The sequence below is a fragment of the Pseudoalteromonas rubra genome (assembly GCF_000967655.1).
In the GTDB taxonomy this organism is placed as follows: domain Bacteria; phylum Pseudomonadota; class Gammaproteobacteria; order Enterobacterales; family Alteromonadaceae; genus Pseudoalteromonas; species Pseudoalteromonas rubra_A.
Genome location: NZ_JXYA01000031.1, coordinates 140,169 through 160,203, shown reverse-complemented (window position 1 = coordinate 160,203; position 20,035 = coordinate 140,169). Strand labels below are relative to the sequence as shown.

Below are 20,035 nucleotides of genomic sequence, written 5' to 3'. Positions count from 1 at the left end.
TAATGTGGATCACTTAATGTGGGCATACTCCTTGCTCTGATCACCTACAAATGCCTCAGATGCAATGTCGTTTTGCATTTTGCCATTTTGCCATTTTGCTCAGTCAGATGACCATTTCCGGCCTCGCAAAAAGCAAAAATGTGCACATTGCGAAACCACACAGCTCCGATGACATGTAAAAGTATTAGGTACATAACACTTAAAAACCAATACTTTAGGGCTGTTTTTATCATCCTGTCTTGAGGCATAAATCGGAACTAACAGTCATTTTTTGATTTCTAATTGACCAAGTTGTGTAAAAGTAAGAAAATGGGATTAGTTAAAATTGATTAGGGATAACATTTTATTTACACAAATAGAGTGAAGCCCTGGAGTATATCTATGAAATTATCAGTTCTTGCGCTTGGCCTCAGCGCCGCCCTAATCAGCAGCTTTGCTGCAAATGCCAGTGAAAACCTGATCACTAACGGTTCTTTTGAGCAGTCAAACACGGTCAACGGTTCATGGAGCCTGTTTAAAACCTTGCCCGGCTGGAACCGCAGCTCTGCTAAGTTTGAGATTCAGACTAACCGTCTTGGCCTTATTCAGGCTCAGGATGGCGAGCAATATCTGGAGCTGGATTCAACCCGCAACTACAGTGCTTACCAGAGCGTTGCGACTGAAGCGGGCAAGCAGTATGTCGTGAGCTTCTACTATTCACCACGTGTTACCAATAATAACACCACCAACAAAGCAACTGTTTACTGGGACGACCAGGTAATCGCAGAGCTAAACGGCACACAACGTGGCTGGCAGCTCTACACGATTAACGTCACTGCAAACAGCGACGAAAGTACGCTGAAATTTGTCGGTGCGGGCAACTCAGACTCATACGGCGCACTACTGGATAACGTCTCCGTTACCGCTGACTGCGTCACAGGTTTGTTCGGGATCAATAATTATGGCTCGGCTGAAGGTGGCTATGTCTATTACTTTGACATTGACGCCGGTCAGTACAGCAAAGTATCAGGCGTGACTCACACTGCGTCGAACATCGCCAGCAAAGACGGTGTGCTTTACTTTATGGAGCAAACCGACAGTAAAACCAAAGCATCCACTTTGTGGGCACTGGACTTGAATGGCAACCAGCAATACAGCATAGCCAATACGAAGTCATGGCCTTTGTACCGCTCTGCGGTTACACCGGATGGCGTGTCTTTACGCAGCACCAGTAAAACCTACATGTATGATTTCGACATGACCAGCGGCGAAAAAACTGTGCTGGGTAAATTATCATACCCGGGTGATGACTTCAGTCATGGCGATATTGCTTACTCAGCAGACGGTAACGTCCTTTACGTTTTAACCGGCAAGGCACTGTATACCCTGGATGAAGGCAATATGGAGCTGACTAAGATTGGCGAGCACGGCGTAAACTGGGCATCTGGCCTGGCGATTACGGCTGATGGCAAACTGTATGTTTCTGGTCGTGAAGCCAACAGCAATGCGCAGATCTGGCAAATGAATCCAGACACAGCGGTTGCCACTTTAGTCATGGAAGGTCCTGAGCATATTAACGACCTGACCTTTGTCGACAATTTCTGCCGATAACCGGAACATTCGCTCTATATGCGCAAAAACCAGCCAGACAGGCTGGTTTTTTTGTATACAAAAAGCGCCTAACCCAGCTGGTAAGGCTTCCCCATCGCCACCCCACTAGGTATACTGACGCGCTTTTAATGAATAGTTAGTCAACACTGACTTAACTTGGAAATCATTTGGGGACTGGCCACCCGTTCAAAGTATGCCGCTGATTACTGTCATCAACAGTACCTTCGGCATCGATAATATTAAGGCCAAAACAACACATTTGATTGAAATGGGAATAATATGAATTCAATACCTAATCGCGGTGAGTTTCTGGGCCATCCAAAAGGCCTGTTCTTACTCTTCGGCACGGAAATGTGGGAGCGCTTTGGCTACTACGGAATGCGTGCAATCTTGGTTCTTTATCTGGTTGCTCAGGTACAAAACGGCGGCTTCGGCTGGACTAACGCCGATGCACTAAGCCTGTACGGCACCTTTACCATGGCGGTCTACCTGACCCCGTTGATCGGTGGTTGGTTAGCCGATAACGTATTGGGTCAGCGTAAAGCCATCATCATTGGTGGTATCCTGATGGCCGCAGGCCACTTTACCATGGGTATTCCGCATGGCCTGGTTGCCGGTATGGAAGAACAGGTTTTCTATATCGGTCTGGCATTATTATGTGCCGGTAACGGTCTGTTTAAGCCAAACATCTCGACTATGGTTGGTGACTTGTACCAGGAAGGTGATAAGCGCCGCGACGGTGCCTTCACGATTTTCTACATGGGTATCAACTTAGGTGGTGCGTTGGGTCCACTTATCGCAGGTTATGTGGCAGCACAAATTAACTGGCAAGCGGGTTTCATCGCTGCAGGTATCGGCATGGTGATCTCCGTTGTGATGCAATTACTATTGAGCCAGAAATATCTTGGCGACATCGGCGTGGTGCCTGCTGCTAAGCTGTCTCAGCAGCAATCTAACAGCAACACTAAAGAGCCGCTTACCAGTCAAGAAAAAGACCGTATCCGCGTTATCTTCACTATGAGTGTGTTCAGTATTATCTTCTGGATGGGCTTTGAGCAGGCCGGTGGTCTGATGAACCTGTTTGCTGCTGATTATACCGACCGTATGCTGATGGGTTTTGAAATCCCGGCGTCATGGTTCCAGTCTCTGAACTCTATCTTTATTATTATCTTCGCGCCACTGGTGGCCATGATCTGGCTGAAACTGGACAAGCGTGAGCCTAACTCACCGGTTAAGTTTGCCATCGCGTTAGTATTCCTGGCGCTGGGCTTTTTGACCATGATGATGGCGCTTATCACCGAAGGCAGTGATGCGGGTAACCTGCAGATCAGCATGATGTGGCTGGTACTTTTCTACCTGTTCCACACGCTGGGTGAACTGTGTCTGTCGCCAATTGGCCTGTCTATGGTGAGTAAACTGGCACCACTGCGCCTGGCTTCATTATTAATGGGTCTGTGGTTTCTGTGTACAGCGGTTGCGAACAAAATCGCGGGCTTTGTTGGTTCTTTCATCGGCGAAGGCCAGGAAGCAATGAACAATGCCATGAGCATCTTCATTGGTCTGGGAGCAACAGCGCTGTTGTCTGCACTGGCAATGTACCTGCTTAGCAACAAGCTGGTTGACTGGATGCACGGCGCTGAAGGAACCACTGATGAGCCGCATACTCAGGAGCACTATCTTGAGAAAGAGCTAGAGATCTCTGGCGAAAGACAGTAATTTCTAACTCCTGACTCGTGTAAAAGCCGCACTAAATTTGTGCGGCTTTTCTGTTTTCAGCCCTCACTTGTAAACTTATCAATACAGCAACGCGAGATTTTGCTTCTCTTGTACCTGTCTCTGTATTACTAACAAGGTGATATCGCTGTCAATGCAAAACTTTAAAGTTCATTATTTTCATATAGATAAAGAAAGCCTTGCTGAAAAACCACCCGTCATACAATCAATTTTTAAGAACAAATAAGGTCTTTTAATCGATAAATTTATCCTGTTCACGCAATCCGTATAATCCAGACAATTTGTACGACAGAATTTACATTTTACCCGCTTGCTAAATCATGCCCATAGCTTCCCCTTTTTGCCATTTTGATTAATCATCCACAGCACAAAACAAATAGCGATCCAGTGCTTTTAAGCGGGAGTAAGACAATGAGTGAAGTAACAAATCCTCTAGGCCTAGTTGGCATTGAGTTTACCGAGTACGCAACACCAGATGCGGACTACATGGAAAAGATTTTTGCCGATTTTGGTTTTTCTAAACTGAAAAAGTTCAAAGACAAAGACATCCTATACTACAACCAGCACGACATTCACTTCCTGCTGAACAAAGAGCGCGGCGGTTTCTCTGCTGAGTTCGCTAAGAGCCACGGTCCGGCTATCTGCTCTATGGGCTGGCGTGTAGAAGACGCGCAAAAAGCGTTTGAAATCGCGGTTGAGCGCGGTGCTAAGCCTGCCACTGATTCAACTCATAAAGACTTGCCTTACCCGGCCATCTACGGCATCGGCGACAGCCTGATCTACTTCATCGATGTATTCGGTGACAAAGGCTCTATTTTCGAGCAAGACTTTGTTGACTTGGAAGAGCAAGTGGTTGTTGAGGACAAAGGCTTCCTGCGTATCGACCACCTGACTAACAACGTATACAAAGGCACCATGGAAACATGGGCAAACTTCTACAAAGACGTATTCGGCTTTACTGAAGTTCGTTACTTCGACATCAAAGGTCAGAAGACAGCCCTGTTGTCATACGCACTGAAATCTCCGTGTGGCACCTTCTCTATTCCAATTAACGAAGGTAAAGACGACAACAACAACCAGATCGATGAGTACCTGGATGAGTACAATGGCCCGGGCGTACAACACCTGGCGTTTTTGACCAACGACCTGGTTGCCTCACTGGACAAACTTGACCAGACTAACATTGCAACATTAGACATTGTTGATCACTACTACGACACCATCTTTGACCGTGTACCTTGGGTTAAAGAAGACCGTGACAAGATCAAAGAGCACCAGATCCTGGTAGACAGCCAGAGCGAAGATTGCTACCTGCTACAGATCTTCACTAAGAACCTGTTTGGCCCTATCTTTATCGAGATGATCCAGCGTGTTGACGACGGTGGTTTCGGTGAAGGTAACTTCCAGGCACTGTTCGAGTCTATCGAGCGTGATCAGGAACGCCGCGGCGTGATCTAATTCTCCTTTGAGAGTAGAAATTTAAAAGCAGCTTGGGGCGATGCCTTGTGGCTGCTTTTGCCGTTTAATTTGTCTGAGACTCAGATGTTGCATTGAAAAATCAGAACGCTATCACCACATCTGAGAACAGCCTCAAACTTGCAAAAAGGAAAGACCATGTCTTTTATCAACGAAACGCACGACATTAATTTGAAGAGCTGGGTTGCCAGCGCTAACCAGGCCGGGACTGATTTCCCTATTCAAAACCTGCCATTTGCTTCATTCCGCCACAAAGACAGCGCTGAAGAGTTCCGTGGCGGCGTTGCCATTGGCGATCAAGTACTGGATCTGGCTGTGGTTGCCGCAGCAGGTATTTTCAGTGGCGAAGCACAGGATGCAGTAGAAGCGGCCAATGCACCTAAACTGAATGAGTTTATGGGAATGGGTCAGAACTACTGGTCTGCACTGCGCCTGGCACTGTCTCGTGCTCTTCGTGAAGGCTCAGAGCACCAGGGTACACTAGAAGCGGCGTTGGTTGCACAATCTGACGTTGAATATGCATTGCCTTGTCACATTGGTGATTACACCGATTTCTATACTTCAATCTACCACGCCACTGCGGTAGGTAGCTTGTTCCGTCCGGACAACCCTTTGCTGCCTAACTACAAGTGGGTACCAATCGGTTACCATGGCCGTGCTTCATCGATTGATGTATCTGGTCAAAACTTCCCACGCCCGAAAGGTCAAACCAAAGCGCCAGATGCTGATACACCGTCTTTCGGCCCTTGTAAGCGTCTGGACTATGAGCTGGAGCTGGGTATCTACCTGGGTAAAGGGAATGAGCTGGGCGATTCAATCTCAATTGCGGATGCCGAAAGCCATGTGTTTGGTTTCTGTCTGTTCAACGACTGGTCGGCCCGTGATCTGCAAGCCTGGGAATACCAGCCGTTAGGTCCGTTCCTGGCGAAAAACTTTGCCTCAACGGTATCGCCGTGGATTGTCACCACTGAAGCACTGGCGCCGTACCGTACTAACTGGCACCGTGACGAGCAAGATCCTCAGCCACTTGACTATCTTGAGTCTGCACAAAACCGTGAATCGGGTGCTTTCGATATTCAGATGGACGTACTGCTCGAAACCGCAAAAATGCGTGAAGCCAATGCAGCGCCAAGCAAGCTGTCTGAGTCTAGCTTCAAGCACAGCTACTGGACTGTGGCACAAATGGTGACTCACCACACAGTAAACGGCTGTAACTTCCTGCCGGGCGACATGCTGGGCTCTGGTACTCAGTCTGGTCCTGAGCACGAAGAAGCGGGTTCACTGCTTGAGCTGTCTCGTGGCGGCAAAGAAACCATCACCCTGGACAACGGCGAAGAGCGTAAGTTCCTGGAAGACGGCGACAAGGTCATTATGCGTGGCTGGTGTGAAGCGAACGGCTTTGCACGTATTGGCTTCGGTTCTGTCGAAGGCACTATCCTGCCAGCGAAGTAATCGCAAACGCAAAAGCTTTTCTATAGAAAACAAAGGTGTGCTTAAGTACACCTTTTTTTTGTAAGTAAATACTGGCTTTTTGCATAAAAATTGTTAAAGTGGGTCGTTATTTTTAATTTTTACGTGTTATGTTTCGCTATATCAAACGCCTGATCACATCATTATTTCAACCTAAACAGCTAATGCTGCGCCAGAATGGCCAGGTTAGTCTGATGGTTGTGCCTGGCTGGTTGCAATTTATTGCACTAGTGCTGGTTTGTAGTGCTCTCACCTGGTTAGTTATCAGTACATCAGCGTTTTTTAAGCAGCAAGACACAGTCAGCGCGCTACAAGCTCAGCTCCAGACACAACAACAGGCCTGGGCACAAGAAAAACAACAACTGGCTGAGCGTCTGTCACAGCAGCAAACTCAGCTTGCTACTTTGAATGAACAACACACAGTACTCAGTGAAATTGTCAGTGCTCTGCCGACATCCATCACTGAGCAGGCAGACGCAGCAGTGGCTTTGCCAGAAAGCCAACAGCCGAGTGACACGCAACCGGCCGCTGGTGATATCAATGACAGCCATGAGTTTGAGGCGCACAGCACTGAGCTGGACGATGCGCAGGCCGCCTTACTTGAAACCTTGCAAGCGATTATTTCGGCGCGCCATAGCCAGTTGATGGCCGGATTTAACGAAGCAGGTCTCTCTTTGAGCAGCGACAATAATTCAGCACAGGGTGGTCCTTATCATCAGGTTGATGCCACACTGTTGAATGCACATTATACCCAGCTAATCGATGACTCTGTACAACTCAATCAGCTAGAGAACTTATTACACTCCACGCCCAAAATGATGCCCGTCGCGCACGACAAATATTATATTTCCAGCACGTTTGGCTTTCGTAAAGACCCTATCACGGGCCGCCGTGCCTACCACAAAGGGGTCGATATGGCGGGCTGGCATAAAACCCAGATCATTGCGCCGGCAGATGGGGTGATCAGTAGAGCGGGTAAAAATGGCGGATACGGTAAGTTTATTGAAATTAAACATGCGAACGGTATCATCACACGTTATGGTCATTTACACACCATCAAAGTGAGAAAAGGCCAGACGGTCAAACAGTCAGACGTGATTGCACTGATGGGCAGCACAGGTCGTAGTACCAGTACACACTTGCATTATGAGGTGTTACAGGATAAAAAGCATATAAATCCTGTAAAACTGGCAAGAGTGCTCAAACGTGTTCAATAAAAAGAAAAACTCATTTCCTTTCTCGCTAATTTCTCCCGACACCGAAATCACAGGCAACATCCAGTGCGATGGTGAACTTCAGATCGATGGCAAAGTAACGGGTGACCTCAATGTCGCTCAGCTGATCATCGGCGAATCAGGGCTTGTAGAAGGCAATATTATCGCCAAACAGGTGCAGGTTCGTGGCCAAGTTCAGGGTGGGATCAACGCCGACAGTGTTACGCTGGAGCCCAGCGCCAGAGTGACTGGTGATATCGAACACGATACACTGAGTATTCAGGCCGGCGCGCATATCCAGGGCCAGCTAAATCATCGCGCAAAGCCATCTAATGTCACCCCACTGGATAAAGCCAGCGAAGGCTGAATGACTCGCCAGAAATAGGCCACCGATAACATTTCATAACACAAAACATAGACTTAGCATTTCACTTTTGTATCACTGAGTGGTACATTTCTGCGTATTTTAAGTACCTAGCGGGTGTCACACACTCGCTTGATACAGCACATCGAAGTAATTCAAAGGACATATCGTGAATAAGCATATTTTAGGCCTGCTACTGGCTACTGCCTCTTTAGGCTCTCAGGCCGCTGAACTGAGTAAAAGCTTCCTTGAAGTGGGTTATGGTAAGACCAAGCTGGATGGTTCACCGAGTTCAGTTACTCCTCGAGGATTTATGATTGCGGGCAGTTATGAATTTGCCAACGGCATCTTTATGGGACTCAAAATCGATCAGCATTCAGACAGCCTGGCATTCTTCAACAATCTTCGTGATGGAGAATACTACGTTGACGAAACGACGTTTAATTTGGGCTACATTCTGTATTCAACGGACAGTGGACGCCTGGCAGTTGGCGCTCAGGTTGGTGAGTTTGAAGTGTCAACTAATCGCTCTAACTCAACAGCAGATACACGTCGCCTTTACGGTGAGTACGAGCATGCCTTCTCCAAACACATTAGCGCCTATGCTCAGGCTGGCTATGAGTTACTGGATAACTCTACAGATGATGACGATGGTGTCTTTGTTAATATCGGCCTGCGTTTTAGCTTTACGCAGCGCTCCGCTGTGGTGCTGGAGTACACTAATGGTGTGGAATACACCCAGTCAGAAGTAAAGTATCGCTATACTTTCTGATAGAAAAAGGCCCGCTGCTTGCGGGCCTCTCACTATTTTTTCGCCGAAATATACATAGTGACATCGGCATGAAATACCTTTACCCCGTCACTGTTGAACACCTCAACCGGCACTATCAGCTCTTCTTTATCCTGCCACTGGCGTGGGAGTGAAATCGTCGCCTCTGCCCGTAAATCGGTATCGGCTTTTTTCAGGTATTGCACCGTCATCCCTTTAGGGATCCAGCGATGCGTTTTAGAGGGAATACTGGCATCGGTGACCACACCAGCACATAGCTCCGCAAGGTTACACTGCGCAATCGCATGCACAGTGCCAATGTGATTGTGCACCGCTTTTCTATTGGGCATTTGCGCCGTGATCCGCCCCTCACTGAGGTGAGTGATCTTAGGCTTGATGGTGCCAAAATAAGGCGCTCGCTTACAGACCGCCTTGCTGAATAGCCAGTTGCCAAAGGGCAACCATTTAAACTTCTTGTAGGTTTTTAATAAGGGTGTTGCCATAACGCTTAACCTGTTGAATTAAATAACACCCCACCCTAACACATCTGACCAGTTGAGCCAATGACATTCATTATAACGCTGCTGAGTGCGATCTGCTTAGCTCAAATTCAGCTATATCAACTGCTTCCTTGCTCTGACATACTCCCTATTGACTACGCACGTCTTTTCTCTGTGCAATTAACATGAATGCCTGAGGACAAATCACTACTTTATGACACTCATGATGAGCCTTTATAAGCTCACCTGGCCATATAAAAAAGCAAAGTTTAAAATAGCACCATGTTTTACATTAATTGTATAGTTGATAATAAATATCACTTGCGCCTCAACTGTGACTGAAAAACACGAATTATGATATATTTAATATAAATAAAATCATAATTAGAAACGAACTCAATTAATCAAGTTAAACACTTCACTCTTCAAATGAAAAACACTAGAATTATTTATGAATAATCAAGAAAGTACTTTTTGTAAGTTTGAAGAGCCTGTCAAGTAACCCTCTGTTTCTCATGCTTATCCCAGCTGATAGTTCATCACTAGAGAGTTATCAGTTTATTTTGGAACGATTCAAAATACAGCTTTCAACTTTATAATCAGTTTTTCAACTTGCTCCATATTCGGCGGATACCGTCACGTATACTCAGGTGATACTATGAAACTCAGTAATAAACTCTATTTAGCATTTGGTGTGTTAATCATACTAATGATCATTTCCAGTACATTAGTATGGTTTAAAATATCCACTGAAACTGCCCGTGCAAAAGAAGTAACCGGTGACGATCTACCCGGCATGATCCTCTACAGCCGCTTACTGGATACTCAGCACCAGCTCAAAGGCGCTGCGCTCGAATATATGAATGGTGATGCAAGTAAAAAAGCGACCTTTAACGATACATTTGAGAAGTTTAAAACAGTCCACTCCGAACTTTACGGTTACGAATCAGCCAAGCAATCTGATCGAGATAAGATGGCACATATTCTGCGCAGTATTTCTTCTTACCACCAGAAGGTTAATCAGGACGTGTTTGCGCGTTATCAGCCAGCTGTGGCTCAGACGATCCAGAACCAAACTTCAGTGGCTTTTGACAACTCAAGCGAGTTTAAGCAAGCAAGTGAGACACTTCGGGCTTTAGATAAAAAATACATACAAGATATTGCCAATATTCTTGAAGTCTCTGCGCAAGAAGAAATTGATGATGCGACCAATGCTGTGGCGCAACTGGTTAAAGGCCTGGGTTCTACGTCTATTGCCATCATAGTGATCACTCTCGTTGCCGCGATGCTTAGCCTCGTTATCGCATATTTGATCAGTCGCTCAATCGTGTTACGTCTCAATCAAGTGCTGAGTGTTGCGGAACGGATCAGTGCGGGTGATATCTCTGAGCAGGATATTGTGCATCAGGGCCAGGATGAAATTGATGGGCTGGCAGAAGCGACCAATAGAATGGCCCGCTCACTGAACGAATTGCTGCACTCTATCACTCAGGTGGTTGGCGATGTGACTTCATCCAGTCAGGATATTGCCGAAGCGAACCAGCAGATCGCCGCCCGTAGTCGTTCATCTGCCGATCAGTCGACTCAGGTCGCTACGGCCATTGAAGAAATGAGCGCGACGGTCACTGAAGTGGCCTCTCAGAGTCAAGTGGCAGCAAGCCAAGCCGAGCAGGCACGTACATTGGCCTCTGGCGGAGGAGATACCGTCGGACAAACCGTCAGTAAAATAAAAACGGCGTCACAAAATGTGCAAAAAACCGCAGGAAATGTCACTCACTTGGGCGAACTCAGTAGCCAGATTGGCAACGTGATCGGGGTAATTGGCAGCATTGCGGAGCAAACCAACCTGTTAGCACTCAATGCCGCCATTGAAGCAGCCCGCGCCGGGGAACAAGGTCGTGGCTTTGCCGTCGTTGCAGATGAGGTCAGAACCCTGGCTGAGCGAACATCCAAAGCGACCGAGGAAGTCGTCTCCACCGTGCAATCCATTCAATCACAAACGGATCACGCGGTAAGCTCCATGCAACACAGTGTATCTCTGGTTGACCAAAGCGTTTCTATGGCCGAAGCCGCAGGCATACAGTTAGATGACATTGTGCGTGGCGCCTCAGACATTGCCACTATGATCCAGTCGATTGCCACCGCAACGGAAGAGCAGTCAGTGGTTGCCGGTGAAATGGCCAGAGATATTTCTAATATCGAGCAGTCCAGTCAGCACTCTCTGCAGGATACTCAGGTTGCAGCTCTATCCGCCCAGGGACTGAATCAGCAAGCTGAGGAGCTGGCCCAGTTGGTCAGCAGGTTCAAACTGAGGACATAAACAGCCAGCACCACCTCACGCAGCTCATCAATTACCGGTCTGAAATGACAGATACGTTCAGTCCGGTAATAATTTATGTCGCGTTTGCCAGAACGTGTTCAATGTACATAAAGCCAAGATAAAACTTGCCTGTTCTGATAATTAACGACTTTAATTATAAACAATAGCGCAATGAAAAGTATGCCATGGATGACGCCTCTTTCTAACTTGGTGATCCTATGAAACTCAGTAACAAACTCTACTCAGCCTTTGGTGTTCTTATTGTGCTGATGTTGATGTCCAGCACTTTGGTTTGGTTTAAGGTCTCAACAGAGACCGCTCGAGCAACAGAGGTCATTGGAGATGACCTGCCAGGCATGATCTTATACAGTCGGCTGCTTGACAAAGAACACTTACTCAAAAGTGCCGCGCTCGAATATATGAACGGCGATACCAGCAAAAAAGCCTCCTTCAATGAGATATTCAAGCGATTCAAGGAAATCCATACTGAGTTATACCGATATGAATCTGCCAAACAGTCAGACCGCGAAAAAATGGCCTTTATCTTAAAAAGTGTCACAACCTATCATCAACGCGTCAATCAGGAAGTCTTCGATCGGTTTGATCCAACGGCCTATCAAAGGATCCGGGAACGTGTAAACCGACTCAATGACACCACAGGTGACCAGTTGGAAGACTTGCTGGATAAGCTAAAAGAGCAGGAATTTAATGATGCTATGCAGTCAATCGATTTGCAGGAGTCCCTGAATGACGATCTACCCGGGGTGCGCTACTACCTCGAACTGGTTGATGAAGCGGGGGATATGATCGCCGCCATCATCTCGCACACCAATGGCGATGCGAATGCCAAAGCTGAATTTGATGAAGATGCCGCCAGCTTCGAAGACTATTTGAACCGTCTTATCCCACTTGAGCAAAAGCCAAATGAACTTCAGGACATTGCAACGATTAAACGTTTGTATCAAAACATTCGCAATGAAGCCGCTACTGTATTTCAAAGTTATGATCCGAGTGCTTTTAGGCAAACCACTGAGTTGCTCAAGGAAATGAATAAACAATACCTAGAGGAAGTGGCTAAAGTACTCGAGACCTCTGCTCAGGAAGAAATTGATGATGCCACCAGCGCTTTGGAACTATTGGTTGATGGCTTAAGCTCTACATCTATCGTCATCATAGTGATCACACTGATTGCAGCCATGCTAGGTATGATGATTGCCTACCTGATCAGCAACTCAATCGTGTCTCGATTAAACCAGGTGCTAGGCGTGGCTGAGCGGATCAGTGCCGGTGATATCTCAGACAGAGACATTGCCCATAAGGGGCAGGACGAAATTGACGGGCTGGCTGAAGCCACCAATAAAATGGCCCGCTCTTTGAACGAGCTGCTGCATGCCATTGCCAAAGTGGTGGATGATGTTCGCACTTCAAGCCACGATATTGCTGAAGCAAATGACCAAATAGCCTCGCGCAGCCGCTCGTCGGCCGACCAGTCAACTCAGGTTGCCACGGCAATAGAGGAAATGAGCGCCACGGTCTCTGAAGTGGCGTCGCAAAGCCAGGTTGCAGCCAGCCACGCCGATCAAGCGCGTACACTGGCGTCCGGAGGTGGAGATACCGTAGGGCAAACCGTCAGCAAGATCAAAACCGCTTCGCAGAACGTGCAAAAAACCGCTGAAAACGTGACCCATTTGGGCGAGCTGAGTAGCCAAATAGGAAACGTGATTGGCGTGATTGGCAGCATTGCTGAGCAAACTAACCTGCTCGCCTTAAACGCGGCAATTGAGGCTGCGCGAGCCGGCGAACAGGGCCGTGGTTTTGCGGTGGTTGCCGATGAAGTCAGAACGCTTGCTGAGCGCACCTCAAAAGCTACAGAGGAAGTGGTTTCAACAGTTCAGTCAATTCAGTCGCAGACCGAACATGCCGTCAACTCAATGCAAAACAGCGTGTCTCAGGTTGATCAAAGTGTGTCTATGGCGGAAGCTGCGGGGGCTCAGCTGGATGATATCGTTCGCGGTGCGTCTGAAATTGCCGCCATGATCCAGTCGATAGCGACAGCAACAGAGGAACAATCAGTCGTTGCTGGAGAAATGGCTCAGGATATCTCGAAGATAGAGCAATCAAGCCAAAGCTCACTACAGGATACTCAGGTTGCGGCCTTGTCTGCACAGCAGCTGAATAAACAGGCTGAGCAGCTGGCCCAGCTAGTGCGCAAGTTCAGACTCAGATCTTAGCCTGCTCTATAGTCAAGCACAGCGCCCTTTGCTGTGCCTGATTTCCACGCTGCTTTGACTCACTTTTTGCCTCAATGAAAATCTCGTGACTTGCTGTGTAATGTGCCCAGTATCTCGCTGCGGTCAATCAGCCGACCAGCAATGACATGGATCACCTCCCCTTCTTTTTCAACAATGCCTTTTACTTCTAGCAGTTTAGCACTGAGGTAAGCCTGTTTTTGCGCCCGGGCCGTACCCGCCCATACCACCACATTAATATTGCCTGTGTCATCTTCAAGCGTAAAAAAGGTCACGCCACCAGCGGTCCCGGGTGCCTGCTTACCAGTTACAATGCCCACAACCGTCACCAGAGATTTATGCCGACAGGCACTGAGCTGCGCCATGCGCGTAAAACGCCCCAGTTTACCGGCCTTATCGAGCAAGGTGACTGGGTGCTGACCCAACGTGAGGCCCAGCGCAGCATAGTCTTCCACCAGGTCGTCCATGTCATCCGGCTGGAACACACAAGATGCCGGCTCTGCAACTGAGTGCCCGGCAAACAAAGGCAAAGTGTGTTCCTTATCCATCAGCGCCCAGCGCGCGGCGTAGCGATCGCCCTGCAACGTTTTAAGCGCATTGGCCGATGCCAGGCTTTCCAATGTATTAGCAGGCAGTCCGAGACGCTGTAACGCTGACATATCGGAAAAACCAGTGTCTGGCCGGGCAGCCAGTAGCTGCTCTGCACTGTGACGCTGTAACCCTTTGACCAGGCGCAGGCCCAGGCGAATTGCAAACTTGTCGTGCTGTTGACAAATATGATGGTCGTACTCAGAGGCATTAACACACACCGGCAGCACCTCTATCTGATGGCGCCTGGCGTCCTGGATCAGTTGAGAAGCACTGTAAAACCCCATTGGCAGACTATTAAGCAAGGCGGTATAAAACATGGCCGGATAGTAGTATTTTAGCCAGGCTGATGCATAAGCCAGCACAGCAAAAGACGCAGAATGACTTTCCGGGAATCCATATTCGCCAAAGCCACAGATCTGCTCAAAAATACGCTCAGCAAAACTCACCTCATAACCGCGCTGTTGCATACCGTTGATCAGCTTTTCTTTAAACTGCATCAGCTCGCCGCTTTTTTTCCACGACGCCATTGCCCGGCGTAGCTGATCCGCTTCCCCACCGGAAAAGCCAGCCGCGACCATTGCCAGTTTAATCACCTGCTCCTGAAAAATAGGCACACCCATGGTGCGCGACAAGACCGACTTGACCTCCTCGGAAGGATAAGTAATGGCTTCCTCACCATTACGGCGTTTTAGAAAGGGGTGCACCATATCCCCCTGAATGGGCCCGGGTCTGACAATGGCTATCTGGATCACTAAATCGTAATAACAGGAAGGCTTTAGCCGCGGTAGCATGCTCATTTGTGCCCGCGATTCAATTTGAAACACGCCGACGGTATCTGCGCGCTGAAGCATTTTGTATACCTGAGGGTCATCACCCATGCGGGTTAACTCGGCCAGGTCCAGCTGTCTGGATGTGTGCCGGGCAATCAGTGCAAATGTTTTGCGGATCGCGCTGAGCATCCCCAGTGCCAGAACATCCACTTTGAGTAGCCTGAGGCTTTCCAGGTCGTCCTTATCCCACTGGATCACCGTACGCTCAGCCATCGCGGCATTTTCGACGGGGACCAGATCATGCAACGGGCCTGCCGAGATCACAAAGCCACCCACATGCTGAGAAAGGTGACGGGGAAAGCCCATGATTTCTTCCACCAGGGTAATAAGCTGCTGCCCTTTGTGCGACTCGCTCTGCAAGCCCAGCTCTGCCAGCTGAGTTTGCCAGTTTTGTCCCCGGTCGCGGCGATTCACATTACGAATAAAGTAATCCAGCTGGGTGGTTTCAATGCCCAGCGCCTTGCCCACATCCCTGAGCGCACTTTTAAAACGATAGCTGATCACCGTTGCAGCCAGTGCGGCACGCTTACGACCATATTTGTGATAGATGTACTGGATCACTTCTTCGCGTCTTTCGTGTTCAAAATCGACATCTATGTCCGGTGGCTCATTACGCTCCTTGCTGATAAAGCGCTCGAACAATACCGATACCTGGCAAGGGTCTACCGCCGTAATTTCCAGACAGTAACACACCACTGAATTAGCCGCCGAGCCACGCCCCTGATACAAAATGCCTTTACTGCGGGCAAAGCACACCAGATCATGAATGGTGAGGAAAAAGTAGGGATAGTCTAACTCCTCAATCAATGCCAGCTCTTTGTCTATGATCTGGGCAATGTCAGCAGGTACTCCCTGAGGAAAGCGCCGCTGCTGACCAGCCTGCACCAGAGCGCGTAAATGCTGCATCGCGGTTTTCCCTTCAGGAACCAGCTCTGCCGGATACTGATAACGCAGTGAGTCGAGATCAAACGTGCAGCGCCTGGCAATGCGTAACGACTCTGCCAGCCAGGGCGCCTTAAACAACTTGCTGAGCTTATCGCGGCTGCGCAGGGCTCGCTCAGCGTTTACCAGCAGCTCCCCTTTAACCTGCTCAATCGGCTGATTAAGCCGAATCGCCGTCAGTGTATGTTGTAACCTGAGCCGTTCACTGTGATGCATTAGCACCCCGCCACAAGCGGTAACAGGCAACTGATAACGGGCAGCCAGTGCTTCGCAGTGGGCGATAAAACGCTGCTCCTGATTTACCAGATGACGCTGAATGCCAACCCAGCTGCGGCCCTGATGATGGCGCATCAGCCAGGCGCCCCAGTGTGCATCCTGCTCGCAGCCTTGCGGTAACCAAATGAGCAAGCAGTGGCGCAATGAGAGTAAGTCCCACTCAGCTAATTGATAGTGGCCTTTTTCAGAGCGCCGCCGGGCATTGGTGATCACCCGGCATAATTCACTGTAGGCGGCTTTATCCGGGCAAAGTAACACTACTTCGAGGGTCTCAAAGCGCATCAGGCTACCCACTATCAGTTGTAAGTCCAGCTGTTGATTTTTGATCAGCGTATGTGCCCGCACCACGCCTGCCAGCGAACACTCATCGGTGATCGCCAGCGCAGTGTAAGAGAGAAAGTCGGCCTGTCGCACCAGCTCTTCTGGCCGGGATGCCCCCTGTAAAAACGAGAAGTTAGTCTGACAAAACAGCTCAGCATAACCCGCTCTGTGCGTGTCACCCGGCGGCTCACCTTTACTTTGACTCGCCGATTGCTCTGCCGCCAAGTGCGCAGCTGGCAGCGTAAACATAGACGACTTATGCACTGCCATCAGCTAAAAATCCCATGACAAAACCAGCGCTGCTGGCGGTCTCTGAATACCCATAACCAGCGCCCCTGCTGATCCTGCGCAACAAAATAATCGCGCTCAATCCCATGAGCATCCCACCAGCCTGTGCAGATCCGCTCAGGCCCCAGATGCACCGTCACCTTATGCTGCAAGGGCTGAATAGTTGGCAGCAAAAAGGCAGGCCGAAGATAGCGCATTGCAGACGATGCCATCATATCATCCGACAAGGGTGTCCCCGACAAAGGTGTCCCCGACAAAGGTGTCCCCGACAAAGGTGTCCCCGACACACTCAGGGGTGTGCAATATGCGCTGGCCCGCTCAGGGCGCAGATCGTCACAGGCTTTCACGCCCTGTACAGCCTGCTCTCCTAATCTGGCCTGCAGCACCGCAACCAGCCCGGCAGGCGTCATAGTGCCTCGTCGCTCGGCGAATAAGTCTGTCATCAGCTCGTCGGGTTGACACATCTGAGCCACCTTCAGCCCTATCGCCTGTACCGGGCCACTCAGTGTCACTGTACTCAGTTTAAGGTCGCACAAGGTCAGCCAGAGGTCGGCCCTGTCTGTGCCTTCTCCCCGGCCAATGCTTAACACCAGCGGCTCGGCATCCCGCTGATGCAAAGTCAGCGTGAGTTGTGTCGCATGGCGATTGCGCAAGCGCAGAAATTGCTCCTGCTGCACCAATAATTTGAGCAAAGGCTTGTTCAACCAGTCGAGGTTTTCTATCTCGTATAACAAAGGCAGGTGGCGCTCAAATTCCGGCTCGCTCTGATAAAAGGTCACCGGGTGAGGCACCTTGCCGCGCAGCCGGGACACATACTGCACCAGCTCGCAGTCAAAGCGTTTACCCAGCTCCACCAAAGGTAAGGCAAACAGATCGGCCACCGTCTTAAAGCCAACCCGGCGTAATTGTTCCAACGCTTTGGCTGGCAGCGACAACGCCGTTAAGGGCAATCCCAGTAAGGCGCTTTCCAGTACTTTTGGGTCCTGGCTTACTAAGGCACCATGGTGCTCTGCCAGCAACCGGGCAGCCTCCGGAGAATAACCACAGGCAAAGCGATAGCTGAATGATTGCGTATCCAGGTGCGCGTGCAGTGTGCTCAGGTAATGAGACAAATCCCGATACATGGCCAGCATACCACTCACCTTCAGTAACAGCCCCTGAGGGGCGAACAAAGCTATGTCTGCGGTGATCAAATACAGCCACTGTGCAATTTCACGTATCGTGCGCTTTTCATCGGCTTCATCATAGGGGTGCACGAGCAACTCGCGGCTGCGCGCAGCGGCCCCTGCCAGCCCCATGCCGACCTTAATACCTAACTGCGCGGCAGCCTGATCCAGCTGCATCACTTTGTTGTCATGGCCTCCGACAATAATACAGGGCCGAGACAACGCGCTGAGGTCATCGCCAGATTGCACTCCATCGGGGGTTTGTGCCTGTGCTGCCATTTTCAGTTTATCGAGCTGAATCGCTGGAAAGTGCAAATACAACCATAAAGTCACAACAATTACCTGCCTGTTCGATATTGCCGCGCAGCCTCAGGCATCTCCTTGCTCTGAGTATGGAAGTGTTCGGTCAGTTCCGGCCAGCGCGATGACAGGTCCAATGCAAATTGAGCCTGCGCCCAGCCGCCTTTACGCTTTTTAATGGTGATATTCAGGCCACGCGCGTGTGGGCTAAGCCCCAGGCTTAAAGAAACCGGCAAGGTGCCCTGAGCCTGGTGTGCATAGCGCAACAAATACAAACACGCTTCGCCTGTCTGAGCAGCCAGTTGCAAACGCTTAACCTGATGAACCTGTAACTCACCATGCCAGAGCAACACACTGTTACAGGCACCGCTTTTCAGACACTGCTCAGCAGCCCACAGCGCTTCCTGTGGGCATCCGGGTGTGATCTCCAGCAGTTTACTGGTATCCATGCCAGTACGCTGTAAAGCATCGGCGTTTAGCCGTGCCGGCGGCGAAATCACTGCCGTCAGGCCGTTTTGCCGCATCAGGCTCGGCAATAACAGTCTTAGCTCACCGATCCCCAGATCGGTATGCAAGTCGACTACCCCCGCGGCAGGAAAACCGCCTTGCAGGTGTTTGTCTAATTCAGCAAACCCCGTTGCTGTCAATACGCCTTGCTGCTGGCGATCTGCAAGCCCGGTGCCCTGCCATACCAGATCCTGGCGCTGTAGTCGTTCAATTAAATTGCTCATAACACCCCCAAACTGTATATTTATACAGTATAATTACTGTTGAGCAAAGTGCAAGCATGCTGTGCATGGTACGCACCAGGCAGCCTCTTTCAGGGGTCAAGAAAGTAGCAAGCAGTTAATCCAGATCAAGCAGTTACATGCGAAGTTAGCTAAAGTGATTAAAGACAACGGGGGCATAGTATGTGTGGACGATTAAATATCAGCGATGATCCTTTTGTGATCGAGATCTTAGCAGGGCTGGGCATCGCAAACCCCAGAGCAGAAATGCGCTTTGGCCGTTTTAAAAAGGCCACTGACAGCATCAGCATTGTTCATGAAGAAAACGGCCAGCGGCAACTCAGCGACGCAACCTGGTGGCTGCTACTGGACCCGCAACCAGGACAGGGGTTTAAGCCATCCAAATACACCTCTTTTAACAGCCGCTACGATAAGCTGCATGTCAAGGGTAGCGCTGCCTACCGGCCTTTCCACTACAGTCGCTGCATTATTGTGGTAAAAGGATTTGGTGAAACCCAGTTTGTGCAGGGCAAACCACACCATTATTACGACTTTATCGCCGCAGACGGGGCTTTGTGTTTAGGCGGGTTATATAAGGTATGGCACCATCCGGACAGCGGGCAAAAGCACTACTCCTGCTCAGTGATCACGCTGCCGGCACACCCTAAACTACGCCGTTATCACGATAAAGCGAGCCCGCTGATCCTGCCACCCAACTCAGCTGAACTCGACGCCTGGCTGGACAGCACACAACACGATGGCGGGCGCTTTACGCATTTGCTGATCCCGCACCTCTATCAGCGTCTGGCTGCTGTTCAGATAGACAAACCCAGCCAGTATCATCCTGTGAGTGAGGTCACTTATATCGCCAAAGATCCCCCCCGTAACAGAATATAAGTTGGGCAAC

General features: G+C 49.5%; 14 protein-coding genes. 10 read left to right on the top strand and 4 right to left on the bottom strand.

Annotated features, from left to right (window positions below; genetic code table 11):
- Nucleotides 1-381 precede the first annotated feature (381 nt).
- The 7 genes from TW77_RS14315 (at nucleotide 382) to TW77_RS14285 (ending at nucleotide 8,620) form a co-directional block, all read left to right on the top strand.
- Nucleotides 382-1,590 carry a DUF642 domain-containing protein gene (locus TW77_RS14315; RefSeq protein ID WP_046005650.1) on the top strand — a complete coding sequence of 403 codons (1,209 nt, stop codon included), beginning with the start codon at nucleotides 382-384 and terminating at the stop codon, nucleotides 1,588-1,590.
- Nucleotides 1,591-1,869: 279 nt separating this feature from the next.
- On the top strand, nucleotides 1,870-3,306 hold the full coding sequence (locus TW77_RS14310) for a peptide MFS transporter (protein WP_046005649.1): 1,437 nt from the start codon (nucleotides 1,870-1,872) through the stop codon (nucleotides 3,304-3,306).
- A 429-nt stretch (nucleotides 3,307-3,735) separates the two neighbouring features.
- Nucleotides 3,736-4,782, top strand: coding sequence for a 4-hydroxyphenylpyruvate dioxygenase (hppD, locus tag TW77_RS14305; protein ID WP_046005648.1), 1,047 nt, complete (start codon nucleotides 3,736-3,738; stop codon nucleotides 4,780-4,782).
- Between the two features lie 156 nt (nucleotides 4,783-4,938).
- A complete protein-coding gene (gene fahA, locus TW77_RS14300) occupies nucleotides 4,939-6,252 on the top strand; it encodes a fumarylacetoacetase (RefSeq protein ID WP_046005647.1) in 1,314 nt (437 codons plus the stop codon).
- A 128-nt stretch (nucleotides 6,253-6,380) separates the two neighbouring features.
- The gene (locus TW77_RS14295) at nucleotides 6,381-7,487 is read left to right on the top strand and encodes a M23 family metallopeptidase (protein WP_046005646.1); all 1,107 of its coding nucleotides are present in this window, start codon (nucleotides 6,381-6,383) and stop codon (nucleotides 7,485-7,487) included.
- A complete protein-coding gene (locus tag TW77_RS14290; protein WP_046005645.1) occupies nucleotides 7,477-7,851 on the top strand; it encodes a bactofilin family protein in 375 nt (124 codons plus the stop codon). Before TW77_RS14295 ends, TW77_RS14290 begins: the two co-directional genes overlap by 11 nt.
- Nucleotides 7,852-8,017: 166 nt before the next feature.
- Nucleotides 8,018-8,620, top strand: coding sequence for an outer membrane beta-barrel protein (locus TW77_RS14285; RefSeq protein ID WP_046005644.1), 603 nt, complete (start codon nucleotides 8,018-8,020; stop codon nucleotides 8,618-8,620).
- A gap of 32 nt (nucleotides 8,621-8,652) precedes the next feature.
- Here TW77_RS14285 and TW77_RS14280 read toward each other — a convergent pair whose 3' ends face one another.
- Nucleotides 8,653-9,120, bottom strand: coding sequence for a hotdog fold domain-containing protein (locus TW77_RS14280; protein WP_046005643.1), 468 nt, complete (start codon nucleotides 9,118-9,120; stop codon nucleotides 8,653-8,655).
- Nucleotides 9,121-9,775: 655 nt separating this feature from the next.
- Here TW77_RS14280 and TW77_RS14275 point away from each other — a divergent pair.
- Nucleotides 9,776-11,437 (top strand): methyl-accepting chemotaxis protein, encoded by a 1,662-nt coding sequence (locus TW77_RS14275; protein WP_046005642.1) that lies wholly within the window; start codon nucleotides 9,776-9,778, stop codon nucleotides 11,435-11,437.
- Between the two features lie 218 nt (nucleotides 11,438-11,655).
- On the top strand, nucleotides 11,656-13,668 hold the full coding sequence (locus TW77_RS14270; protein WP_046005641.1) for a methyl-accepting chemotaxis protein: 2,013 nt from the start codon (nucleotides 11,656-11,658) through the stop codon (nucleotides 13,666-13,668).
- A 71-nt stretch (nucleotides 13,669-13,739) separates the two neighbouring features.
- On the opposite strand, the gene TW77_RS14265 is transcribed toward TW77_RS14270, so the two are convergent.
- From TW77_RS14265 to imuA, 3 genes are read right to left on the bottom strand one after another with little or no spacing between them, the layout of a single operon-like run.
- Entirely contained in the window at nucleotides 13,740-16,916 is a 3,177-nt protein-coding gene (locus tag TW77_RS14265; protein ID WP_240479498.1) for an error-prone DNA polymerase, read from the bottom strand.
- Nucleotides 16,916-18,433, bottom strand: coding sequence for a Y-family DNA polymerase (locus TW77_RS14260; protein WP_046005640.1), 1,518 nt, complete (start codon nucleotides 18,431-18,433; stop codon nucleotides 16,916-16,918). The genes TW77_RS14265 and TW77_RS14260 overlap by 1 nt, the downstream gene beginning before the upstream one ends.
- A 5-nt stretch (nucleotides 18,434-18,438) precedes the next feature.
- Nucleotides 18,439-19,131: a translesion DNA synthesis-associated protein ImuA gene (imuA, locus tag TW77_RS14255; protein ID WP_046005639.1), complete on the bottom strand. Its 693-nt coding sequence runs from the start codon at nucleotides 19,129-19,131 to the stop codon at nucleotides 18,439-18,441.
- Nucleotides 19,132-19,311: 180 nt separating this feature from the next.
- Here imuA and TW77_RS14250 point away from each other — a divergent pair, with 180 nt between their 5' ends.
- Entirely contained in the window at nucleotides 19,312-20,025 is a 714-nt protein-coding gene (locus TW77_RS14250) for an SOS response-associated peptidase family protein (RefSeq protein WP_046005638.1), read from the top strand.
- The last annotated feature ends 10 nt before the right edge of the window (nucleotides 20,026-20,035 follow it).

Excerpts from the sequence above, each read along its gene's own strand:
- TW77_RS14315 (WP_046005650.1), top strand. The coding sequence starts at position 382 with ATGAAATTATCAGTTCTTGCGCTTGGCCTCAGCGCCGCCCTAATCAGC.
- TW77_RS14310 (WP_046005649.1), top strand. The coding sequence starts at position 1,870 with ATGAATTCAATACCTAATCGCGGTGAGTTTCTGGGCCATCCAAAAGGC.
- hppD (WP_046005648.1), top strand. The coding sequence starts at position 3,736 with ATGAGTGAAGTAACAAATCCTCTAGGCCTAGTTGGCATTGAGTTTACC.
- fahA (WP_046005647.1), top strand. The coding sequence starts at position 4,939 with ATGTCTTTTATCAACGAAACGCACGACATTAATTTGAAGAGCTGGGTT.
- TW77_RS14295 (WP_046005646.1), top strand. The coding sequence starts at position 6,381 with ATGTTTCGCTATATCAAACGCCTGATCACATCATTATTTCAACCTAAA.
- TW77_RS14280 (WP_046005643.1), bottom strand. The coding sequence starts at position 9,120 with ATGGCAACACCCTTATTAAAAACCTACAAGAAGTTTAAATGGTTGCCC.
- TW77_RS14275 (WP_046005642.1), top strand. The coding sequence starts at position 9,776 with ATGAAACTCAGTAATAAACTCTATTTAGCATTTGGTGTGTTAATCATA.
- TW77_RS14270 (WP_046005641.1), top strand. The coding sequence starts at position 11,656 with ATGAAACTCAGTAACAAACTCTACTCAGCCTTTGGTGTTCTTATTGTG.
- TW77_RS14265 (WP_240479498.1), bottom strand. The coding sequence starts at position 16,916 with ATGGCAGTGCATAAGTCGTCTATGTTTACGCTGCCAGCTGCGCACTTG.
- imuA (WP_046005639.1), bottom strand. The coding sequence starts at position 19,131 with ATGAGCAATTTAATTGAACGACTACAGCGCCAGGATCTGGTATGGCAG.
- TW77_RS14250 (WP_046005638.1), top strand. The coding sequence starts at position 19,312 with ATGTGTGGACGATTAAATATCAGCGATGATCCTTTTGTGATCGAGATC.